Origin of the sequence: Streptomyces sp. TRM64462, assembly GCF_013362995.1 — a bacterium.
In the GTDB taxonomy this organism is placed as follows: domain Bacteria; phylum Actinomycetota; class Actinomycetes; order Streptomycetales; family Streptomycetaceae; genus Streptomyces.
In genome coordinates this window covers 1-7,010 of record NZ_JABWDV010000465.1, presented here as the reverse complement: position 1 = coordinate 7,010, position 7,010 = coordinate 1, and the positions used below count along the sequence as shown (strand labels likewise).

General features: G+C 71.7%; 5 protein-coding genes. 2 read left to right on the top strand and 3 right to left on the bottom strand.

The window, feature by feature from the left end:
- The 3 genes from HTZ82_RS31085 to HTZ82_RS31075 form a co-directional block, all read right to left on the bottom strand.
- A partial coding sequence (locus HTZ82_RS31085; protein ID WP_175412750.1) for a DUF488 domain-containing protein occupies positions 1–380 on the bottom strand: 380 nt, incomplete at its 3' end.
- A 110-nt stretch (positions 381–490) separates the two neighbouring features.
- On the bottom strand, positions 491–1,885 hold the full coding sequence (locus HTZ82_RS31080; protein WP_175412749.1) for a carbohydrate-binding protein: 1,395 nt from the start codon (positions 1,883–1,885) through the stop codon (positions 491–493).
- Between the two features lie 60 nt (positions 1,886–1,945).
- Positions 1,946–2,938 (bottom strand): LysR family transcriptional regulator, encoded by a 993-nt coding sequence (locus HTZ82_RS31075; RefSeq protein ID WP_175412748.1) that lies wholly within the window; start codon positions 2,936–2,938, stop codon positions 1,946–1,948.
- A gap of 226 nt (positions 2,939–3,164) precedes the next feature.
- On the opposite strand from HTZ82_RS31075, the gene HTZ82_RS31070 reads away from it, so the two are divergent.
- Complete coding sequence (locus HTZ82_RS31070; RefSeq protein WP_175412747.1) at positions 3,165–5,384, top strand: NADP-dependent isocitrate dehydrogenase; 2,220 nt, start codon at positions 3,165–3,167, stop codon at positions 5,382–5,384.
- 206 nt (positions 5,385–5,590) lie between these two features.
- Positions 5,591–7,010, top strand: a 1,420-nt coding sequence (gene dnaK, locus HTZ82_RS31065) for a molecular chaperone DnaK (RefSeq protein WP_175412746.1), incomplete at its 3' end; no start/stop codon positions are given.

Below are 7,010 nucleotides of genomic sequence, written 5' to 3'. Positions count from 1 at the left end.
AGGTCGCGCAGGACGGCCGCGTGGCTGTGCTCCGGGTCCTTGGACGCGGTGAGCAGGGTCACGGGGCCCTCGCGGGTGAGGGTGCGGACGCGGTCCAGGGCTTCGGCGGCCTCCGGGGCGGCGAGCTCCTCCTCGTACCGGCGCCGGAACTCCTCGAACACCGAGGCGTCCGTGGCCTCCGCGCCGTGGAACCAGCGCCGGAGCTCGGTGGACGGCGTGAGGGACCTGGGCCACTCGTCGACGCGCGCGTCCTCCTTGGCCAGTCCGCGCGGCCACAGCCGGTCGACCAGCACGCGCGCGCCGTCGTCGGCGTCGGCGGGGTCGTAGACGCGGCGGATGCGTGGAGCGGTGCGGGCGGTGCGGGCGGTGCGGCGGGTCATGGGTCCAGGCTCTCCCCGCGCCGGGGCGGCGGCAACCGCGGCAACCGCGGGCACCAAGGGCCCGGGGCCCGGCGGTGTGCCGGGCCCCGGGCGCGTGATGTGGCCCGCCGTCAGAGGCGCTGCCACAGGGCGGGGACGTTCGGCGGCTCCCAGCCGGTCTGGGCCTGGTGGCCCTGGAGGCAGCGGTAGGTCGCGCCGCCGTACGTGACCTGCGCGCCGACCTGGTAGACGGTGCCGGCCGCCCACGTGCCGCCCGGCTCGCCGGGGTCACCGGGGTCGCCGGGGTCGCCCGGGTCGCCGGGGTCCGTGCTGGTGGTGAGCGTCAGGCCGTACGCCTGGAGCAGCGGGTTGACGGGCTGGTGGTACGTCGTGCCGCCGCTGCGGCAGTTGCCGGAGCCGCCGGAGGTGACGCCCTGCGCCTGGCTGCCGGAGATGTACGAGCCGCCCGAGTCGCCGGGCTCGGCGCACACGGAGGTGCGGGTCACGCCGCTGATCGTGCCCTCGGGGTAGGTGACGCTCGTGTTGTGCTGGAGGATCGTTCCGCAGTGCCAGCCGGTGGTGGAGCCGGAGCGGCAGATGGACGCGCCGACGACGGCCTGGGTCGAGCCGGTGACCCGCACGTTCTGGCCGGCCTGGCCCTTGACGTACGGCGTGGAGCGCCAGTTGGTGTTGGTGGCGACCCACGCCATGTCGCGGCCGGGGAAGCTGGACGCCTGGAAGGTGCCCTGGGCGACCTGGTTGTAGCCGCTGGTGGAGGTGCCGGCGCGGCCGCAGTGGCCGGCGGTGGCGAAGCCGTGCTGGGTGCCGCGCGTGATGGCGAAGCCGACGGAGCAGCGGCCGCCGCCGCCCATGTGGTAGGCGTCGCCGCCCCGGATGTCGTACAGCGGGCGGGGCCGCTCGGTGGACGTCTCGATACGGACGAGCGACCGGTCGGCGCCGGAGGCGGCGAGGAACCTCTCGGCGGCGGCCCGCAGGCCGGCCTTGAGGACGACGGCGTTGGTGCGGACGTCGACGTACCAGACGGGGGCGTCCTGGGTGACGGCGGTGCGGGCGGCGGCCCGGTCGAGTGCGGCCTTGGCGGCGTCCAGCCGGTCCAGGGAGTGGCGGACGACCTGGGCCTGGGCTCCGGCGGAGCGGATGGCGGTCGCGTCGGCGGGGTCGGTGGTGGCGACGGTGAGGGCGGAGGAGACGGAGCCGCGCACCCAGGCGCCGGCGAAGTCCTTGCCGAGGGTGCTGTGCAGCCGGCCGGCGAGTGCGCCCGCTTCGGCCTCGTTGACGAGGCGCTGCCTGGCCTGGGTGTCGGTGAGGCCCAGGTCGCGCTGCATGGCGGCGAGGATCTCGGGGGACGGGGAGTCGGCTCCCATGGCGGCCGCCGCCGAGGGGGTGGCCGGCGGGGCGGGCTCGGCCGCGGTGGCGCCGGGGAGTGCGGCCGTCAGCAGGAGTGCGCCGGCTGCCGTGACGGAGGTGAGGGCGGCACACGCGGCTCGGGCGTGTCTGTGGAGCATCTGGTGTTCTCCTCGGTTTCCGGTGGGGGTCCCGAAACCGTAGGTGTTGCCGAATGCCCGTCAGAAGATGTCGTTGTTCTCTCTGTTCGGCGTTATGGAAGACGCGCTCGCCCGCCAGGCGGCGTAACTCCGGCTGCGCTCGGCGGCGGCGGTGTGGGCGGCGCGCGCGTGGGCGAGGACGGCCGGTGCGGCGGTCGCCGCGGGGGTGGCCGGGTGCCAGCCGAGGAGGTGGCGCCAGAGCAGCGGGGTGCCGGTGAGGGGCCGGGTGACGAGCCCGGCGGTGTCGGGGAACGTGGCGCGGCAGAGGCCGACGGCGCGGCCGACCTGGACGAGGTGGACGCAGGACGCGGTGTCCGTCTCGTACACGCGCGCCGGGGTGAAGCCGGCGCGGGCGCAGGCGGCGTGGAAGCAGTCGCCGAAGCAGCCGTCGCCGGGTACGTCGGTCCAGGCGGCGTCGGCGAGGTCGGCCAGGCCGACGTGGTCGTGGGCGGCGAGCGGATGGGCGGTGGCGAGCATGACGAAGACGGGGTCGGTGGCGATCTCGCACCAGGCGAGCCGTTCGCTCTCGGGTGGGGCGCTGCTGCCGCAGGTGCCGACGAGGGCGTAGTCGAGGCGGCCCTCGGCGACGCCGGCGGCGATCTCCCGCTCGGACCAGGAGGTGTGGGTGGTGACGGGTGCGCCGGGGTGGGCGGCGGCGAGCCGGTCGACGAGGGCGCCGAGGAGGGGGCCGTGGGTGCCGCCGAGCCGGAAGCGGCCGCCCGCGGGGCCCGTGCCCGTGCGGGCGCCGGTGGCGAACCGTACGGCGTCGCGCTGGAGCTCGGTGACGGCGGGCAGCACGATCCGCGCGCGTTCCAGGACGAGCTCGCCGAGCGGGGTCGCCCGTACGCCGTGCCGCCCTCGTTCGAACAGCGTCCCGCCCAGGGCCCGCTCGATCCGCTTGAGCTGGGCGCTGAGTGCGGGCTGGGCCAGTCCGAGTGAGGTGGCGGCCTTGGTGAGGCTTCCGGCGTCGGCGATCGCCCGCAGCGTCTTCAGGTGCCGCAACTCCAGGTCCATGAGCTGAGCTTCGCGGGCTCGCCGGACCAGGACAAGACCCTGGTCCAGACCTTTCGTGCGGGGTGGCCCGCGGCCTCGTACCGGACTCGTACGGGAATGGGGTGCGGCCCGGTTGAGATGTGGGCGGCGGTTGCCGGAGAGTCTGTGCGGGACCTCTGTCGAGGCCCGGCCGATCACGAGATATCTTGATGTCGAGCAATGTTACAGACGTGGAGCGGAGCACCCGGTGACTGACTCGACCATCATCTATACCCACACTGACGAGGCCCCGGCCCTGGCGACGTACTCGTTCCTGCCCGTGGTCCAGGCGTACGCCTCGACGGCCGGCGTCAGCGTCGAGACCCGCGACATCTCCCTGGCGGGCCGGATCATCGCCTCCTTCCCGGAGCGCCTTGAGGAGGGGCAGCGCATCGAGGACGCGCTGGCCGAGCTCGGCGAGCTGGCGAAGACGCCCGGTGCCAACATCATCAAGCTGCCGAACATCTCGGCGTCGATCCCGCAGCTCAAGGCCGCGATCGCCGAGCTCCAGGAGCAGGGCTACGCGCTGCCGGACTACCCGGACGACCCGAAGACCGACGAGGAGCGCGAGATCCGCGCCCGCTACGACAAGGTCAAGGGCAGCGCCGTCAACCCGGTCCTGCGCGAGGGCAACTCGGACCGCCGCGCCCCCGCGTCGGTCAAGAACTACGCGAAGACCCACCCGCACCGCATGGGCGCGTGGACGGCGGACTCCAAGACGAACGTCGCCACCATGGGCGAGAACGACTTCCGGTCCACCGAGAAGTCCGCGGTGATCGCCGAAGAGGGCACGCTCCGTATCGAGCACGTCGCCGCCGACGGCTCCACCACCGTGCTGCGCGAGTCGGTGCCGGTTCTCGCGGGCGAGGTCGTGGACGCGGCGGTCATGCGCGCGGCCGCGCTGAAGGAGTTCCTGGCCGCGCAGGTCGCCCGCGCCAAGGCGGAGGGCGTGCTGTTCTCCGTACACCTGAAGGCCACGATGATGAAGGTCTCCGACCCGATCATCTTCGGCCATGTGGTGCGCGCCTTCTTCCCGAAGACCTTCGAGGCGTACGGTGACGTGCTCGCCGGCGCCGGTCTGAGCCCGAACGACGGCCTCGGCGGCATCCTGAAGGGCCTGGAGTCCCTGCCGCAGGGCGACGAGATCAAGGCGTCCTTCGACGCCGAGCTCGCCGAGGGCCCGGCCCTGGCGATGGTCGACTCGGACCGCGGCATCACGAACCTGCACGTCCCGAGCGATGTCATCGTCGACGCCTCCATGCCGGCGATGATCCGCACCTCCGGCCACATGTGGGGCCCGGACGGCCAGGAGGCCGACACGCTCGCCGTGCTGCCGGACAGCAGCTACTCGGGCGTGTACCAGGCGGTCATCGACGACTGCCGCGCGAACGGCGCCTTCGACCCGTCGACCATGGGCTCGGTCCCGAACGTCGGTCTGATGGCGCAGAAGGCCGAGGAGTACGGCTCCCACGACAAGACCTTCGAGATCGCCGCCGCCGGCACCGTCCGCGCCGTCGACCAGGCCGGCGACGTCGTCCTGGAGCAGGAGGTCGCCCCGGGTGACATCTTCCGCATGTGCCAGGCCAAGGACGCGCCGATCCGCGACTGGGTGAAGCTGGCCGTCACGCGCGCCCGCGCGACCGGCGCCCCGGCGGTATTCTGGCTCGACGAGAGCCGCGCGCACGACGCCAAGCTCATCGAGAAGGTCAGGCAGTACCTGACGGAGCACGACACCGAGGGCCTGCGGATCGAGATCATGCCGCCGGTCGAGGCGACCAGGTTCTCGCTGGAGCGCATCCGCCGCGGCGAGGACACCATCTCCGTCACCGGCAACGTGCTGCGCGACTACCTGACGGACCTGTTCCCGATCCTGGAGCTCGGCACGAGCGCCAAGATGCTGTCGGTCGTCCCGCTGATGAACGGCGGCGGCCTGTTCGAGACCGGCGCGGGCGGCTCGGCGCCGAAGCACGTGCAGCAGCTGGTCAAGGAGAACTACCTGCGCTGGGACAGCCTGGGCGAGTTCTTCGCGCTGGCCGCCAGCTTCGAGCACCTCGCGCAGCGCACCGGCAACGCCCGGGCGCAGGTCCTGGCGGACACGCTGGACCGCGCCACCGCGACGTTCCTCAACGAGGACAAGTCGCCGACCCGCCGCCTGGGCGGGATCGACAACCGCGGCAGCCACTTCTACCTGGCCATGTACTGGGCGCAGGAGCTGGCGAAGCAGACCGACGACACGCAGCTCGCCGAGGCCTTCGCGCCGCTGGCGAAGACCCTCACGGAGCAGGAGGGCACGATCGTCGGCGAGCTGATCGCGGTGCAGGGCAAGCCGGCCGACATCGGCGGCTACTACCAGCCGGACGCGGAGAAGGCGGCGGCGGTCATGCGCCCGTCGCAGACCTTCAACCAGGCCCTGGCCACCCTGGGCTGACACCCGGAGCCCGCTCGGGGTACCACGCGCGTGGCGGAGGCCGTGCCGGATCGTCCGGCGCGGCCTTCGCCGTGTCCGGAAGCCTTGAGATGTTGGCAATGTCGGCAAAGGGTGCAGATCATGACATTTGGAAAGATTCCTGGGTAGGTTCTAAAGAGCACGTCACAGCGGCGGAGGCGCCGCGAGCGAGGTCTGAGGAGCAGGCGATGGCACGCGCAGTGGGTATCGACCTCGGAACGACGAACTCGGTGGTGAGCGTCCTGGAGGGCGGTGAGCCGACGGTCATCACCAACACGGAGGGTGCCCGCACGACACCGTCCGTGGTCGGCTTCGCCAAGAACGGCGACGTCCTGGTGGGCGAGGTGGCCAAGCGGCAGGCCGTCACGAACGTCGACCGTACGGTGCGGTCCGTCAAGCGGCACATGGGTGAGGCCGACTGGCGCTTCCCGGACACGGGCGACATCGACGGCAAGCGGTACACCGCCCAGGAGATCTCCGCGCGGGTCCTGCAGAAGCTGAAGCGGGACGCGGAGGCGTACCTCGGCGAGGACGTGAAGGACGCGGTGATCACCGTCCCGGCGTACTTCAACGACTCCCAGCGCACCGCGACCAAGGAGGCCGGGGAGATCGCGGGCCTGAACGTCCTGCGGATCATCAACGAGCCGACGGCGGCCGCGCTCGCCTACGGCCTGGACAAGGAGAACGACCAGACGATCCTGGTCTTCGACCTCGGCGGCGGCACCTTCGACGTGTCGCTGCTGGAGATCGGCGAGGGCGTGGTCGAGGTGAAGGCCACGAACGGCGACACGCACCTGGGCGGCGACGACTGGGACCAGAGGGTCGTCGATCATCTGGCCAAGCAGTTCAAGAACAACTACGGGATCGATCTGTCCAAGGACCGGATGGCCACGCAGCGGCTGCGCGAGGCCGCCGAGAAGGCGAAGATCGAGCTGTCGGCGGCGACGGAGACATCGGTCAACCTGCCGTATCTCAGCGCCTCCGCCGAGGGCCCGCTGCACCTGGACGAGAAGCTGACGCGCGCCCAGTTCGAGCAGATGACGGAGGATCTGCTGGACCGCTGCAAGGGCCCGTTCCACAACGCGATCAAGGACGCGGGCATCAAGGTGTCGGACATCGACCATGTGATCCTGGTCGGCGGTTCGACGCGGATGCCCGCGGTCACGGAGCTGGTGCGGGAGCTGACCGGCAAGGACCCGCACAAGGGGGTGAACCCGGACGAGGTCGTGGCGATCGGCGCCTCGCTGCAGGCCGGTGTGCTGAAGGGTGAGGTCAAGGACGTCCTGCTCCTCGACGTGACCCCGCTGTCCCTCGGTATCGAGACCAAGGGCGGCATCATGACGAAGCTCATCGAGCGCAACACCACGATCCCGACGAAGCGCTCCGAGATCTTCACGACGGCCGAGGACAACCAGCCGTCGGTGCAGATCCAGGTCTACCAGGGCGAGCGCGAGATCGCCGCGTACAACAAGAAGCTCGGCATGTTCGAGCTGACCGGTCTGCCGCCGGCGCCCCGTGGCGTCCCGCAGATCGAGGTCGCCTTCGACATCGACGCCAACGGCATCATGCACGTGACCGCGAAGGACCTGGGCACGGGCAAGGAGCAGA